This window comes from Rubritalea sp., from assembly GCF_039830215.1.
Classification (GTDB): domain Bacteria; phylum Verrucomicrobiota; class Verrucomicrobiia; order Verrucomicrobiales; family Akkermansiaceae; genus Rubritalea.
Genome location: NZ_JBDOPO010000137.1, coordinates 1 through 2,812 on the forward strand (window position 1 = coordinate 1; position 2,812 = coordinate 2,812).

Annotated in this window: 2 protein-coding genes; one reads left to right on the forward strand and one right to left on the reverse strand. The window is 51.6% G+C overall.

Going from position 1 to position 2,812, the window contains the following annotated elements; translation table 11 throughout:
• Nucleotides 1-242 precede the first annotated feature (242 nt).
• Nucleotides 243-2,429 (forward strand): DNA helicase RecQ, encoded by a 2,187-nt coding sequence (recQ, locus tag ABGY95_RS04555; RefSeq protein ID WP_347440515.1) that lies wholly within the window; start codon nt 243-245, stop codon nt 2,427-2,429.
• Here recQ and ABGY95_RS04560 read toward each other — a convergent pair.
• Complete coding sequence (locus ABGY95_RS04560; RefSeq protein ID WP_347440516.1) at nt 2,426-2,620, reverse strand: hypothetical protein; 195 nt, start codon at nt 2,618-2,620, stop codon at nt 2,426-2,428. The two genes, recQ and ABGY95_RS04560, sit on opposite strands and share 4 nt — an antisense overlap.
• Nucleotides 2,621-2,812 lie beyond the last annotated feature (192 nt).

A 2,812-nucleotide genomic window follows, 5' to 3' on the forward strand; every position in this document is an offset into this window, starting at 1 on the left:
AGCTCAACGCCTTACAATATTTCACTTGTCAAGCGCTAGTGAGGTCGCGTGATCGCGAGTTATACGCTCACATAGCGAACAGAATTTTTTCACACGACCTTCTTACTTTCGACACACCCAAGCAACCGAACGCCTGTAAGTGATTGTTCTTTGCGCTTAACCCAACCGCAGTATTCCGAAATCATATTCCGCCCTCTATTGACACATATCCAGGTCGGTGCGTTAATGCTCAAATGAACACGGTGAATTTAGAGAGCATGCGCGAGTCTACTCTAGCACAACTTAAGGAGCTCTTTGGCTTCGATTCTTTTCGGGATCACCAGCAAGAACTCGTTGAGGGGATTTTATCTGGCCGTGATGCTTTTGGAGTGATGCCTACCGGCGGCGGTAAGTCACTTTGTTACCAACTCCCAGCTTCCATTCTTCTGGGCACCGCTGTCGTCGTTAGTCCGCTGATAGCGCTGATGAAAGATCAGGTAGACTCGGCCCGCTCTAACGGCATCAAAGCAGCATTCCTCAACAGCACATTGGCTCCGGAAGAAGTTCAAGAGATTGAGAAAGATTACGCTGATGGCAATCTCGACCTGCTCTATCTCGCGCCCGAGCGCCTATCGCTCAGCACCACCGTCGACCTCCTGCGGAAGAACCAACAAGGAACTCCCAGTTTTATCGCGATCGATGAAGCCCACTGCATTTCAGAATGGGGCCACGATTTTCGACCTGATTATCTCTTCACCAGCCGGCTTAAAGAACTCTTTCCACAGAGTCCCCTCGCCGCCTTCACCGCCACCGCCACCGAACAAGTTGCCGAGGACATCGAGAAACGCCTGAAACTCGTTAACCCTGTAAAAATCCGAGCGTCCTTCGATCGAAAGAATTTATTCTACGAAGTCCTAGCCAAGCACGAAGCCTCGACTCAGATCGTCGAATTCATCCGCGAGCGCCCACAGCAAAGCGGAATAATCTATCGTACTTCCCGTAAAAGCGTGGAGGAAACGGCCAACATGTTAGTTGCAAACGGGATCAACGCAGCAGCCTACCACGCAGGTCTCCCCGCCGAGAAACGCTCAGCCACTCAAGACGCATTCATCCGTGATGACATTACCGTGATGGTGGCCACTGTCGCGTTTGGAATGGGTGTGGACAAAGCCGACGTACGCTTTGTCATTCACGGAGACCTTCCAAAAAATATCGAGAGCTACTACCAAGAGACAGGTCGTGCTGGCCGCGATGGTGAGCCATCTCACTGCCTCCTGCTCTATTCTGCTGGCGATCTTGGTAAGCTACGTTTCTTCATCGATGCCATGCCAGTGGAAGCCGAACAAGCTCGCGCACGTCAACTGCTAGCCTCGATGGATGCCTTCGCCAGCGTCCCAAGCTGTCGCAAGATCAGCTTGCTCAACTACTTCGATGAAACCTGTGAATTGGATAATTGTGGCAGCTGCGATTACTGCGCCGGCAGCTTTGAAACTGTCGACGCCACCCGCGATGCACAAATCGTACTCTCAGCAATCATGCGCACTGGCAACCGCTTTGGTGGCATCCATATTTGCGATATTGTCTGCGGCGCCAACACCGCAAAAATTCGCCAGTTTGAGCACGACAAACTCAAGACCTACGGCGTCGGCAAGGACAAGCCAAAGACCCATTGGCGCAGCGTGCTTGACGCCTTAGTCGCTGGCAAAAAGCTCGCACTCAGCAAGGACAAATTTCCAGTTCCACAGATCAACGATGCAGCCACCGAGATCCTTTTTGGTCGCGACAGCTTCCAGCTCGCAGTCGACAAACGCATCGCTATAGAAAAATCTCAGCACCGTGCTGAGGAAATCGAATGCGACTACGACTTCTTCCAGCACTTGCGGGACATCCGTAAAGAATTGGCCGACGTCGAAGGCGTGCCACCCTACGTCGTTTTTTCAGACAAATCACTCCGCGCGATGGCAGCCTACCATCCATCTAACGATGCCGACCTGCTCAACATTCCAGGAATCGGCCAAAACAAGTTAGAAAAATACGGCCAGCGTTTCCTCGGAGTTATTAAAGAATACCTCTGCAACCATCCAGAGATCACGCCTACTCCAAAGCCTCGGAAAAAAGCGGCGTCTCCCAAAAAAATAAAACAAGGTCTCACGGAAACCTTCCGCACCACGCATGAGATGCTGAATAAAGGCATGCAGCCAGAGGAGATTGCCAGCGAACGTGGACTGGGGCTCCCGACTATCGAAGGGCATATTGCCCGACTCATCACTGAAGGTGAATCCGTCAATTGGCAACAATGGTTAGATCAGGCCACCAACACGCTTTGTCGCCAACTCTTCGATGAGCACGGCCACACAGCACTCAGACCAATCATTGAAGCTGGCAAAGGCAAGATATCCTATGGCCAAGCAAAAATTGTGGCAGCCCTTATTCAGGCAGAGAAAAGCTAACTCCTCGCCTTCTCGAAGGCCTTCCAGCTCTCTTCATGCATATCTTCCAGCGAATAGAGAGCTATCCCCCGGCCTCCTCCATCGCGCATCGCTTGGCAGGCTGACGCCATTTTAGCAGGAGGCACATCAGGCAGGAATATCCCACTATAAATAGGAATGTCCTTCTTCAACAGGCCTTTAGCTGCTCGCATTTTTCTTCGATGACGTCGACATCACGATTGTAAAATCCGTTGTACAGCATCGGCAAAAATCCATCCATATCCCACCGGTGCCATTGCTGCCTCACGCTTTGCCAATTGGGGAATACCGCAGCTGTGATCTGCTTATTCGCCTTCTTTGCTTCTGGGACTCACCCGTTATTCACTAAGTTGCTGACCGAGTCG

Coding starts and splice junctions, on each gene's coding strand:
- ABGY95_RS04560 (WP_347440516.1), bottom strand. CDS start 2,620: ATGCGAGCAGCTAAAGGCCTGTTGAAGAAGGACATTCCTATTTATAGT.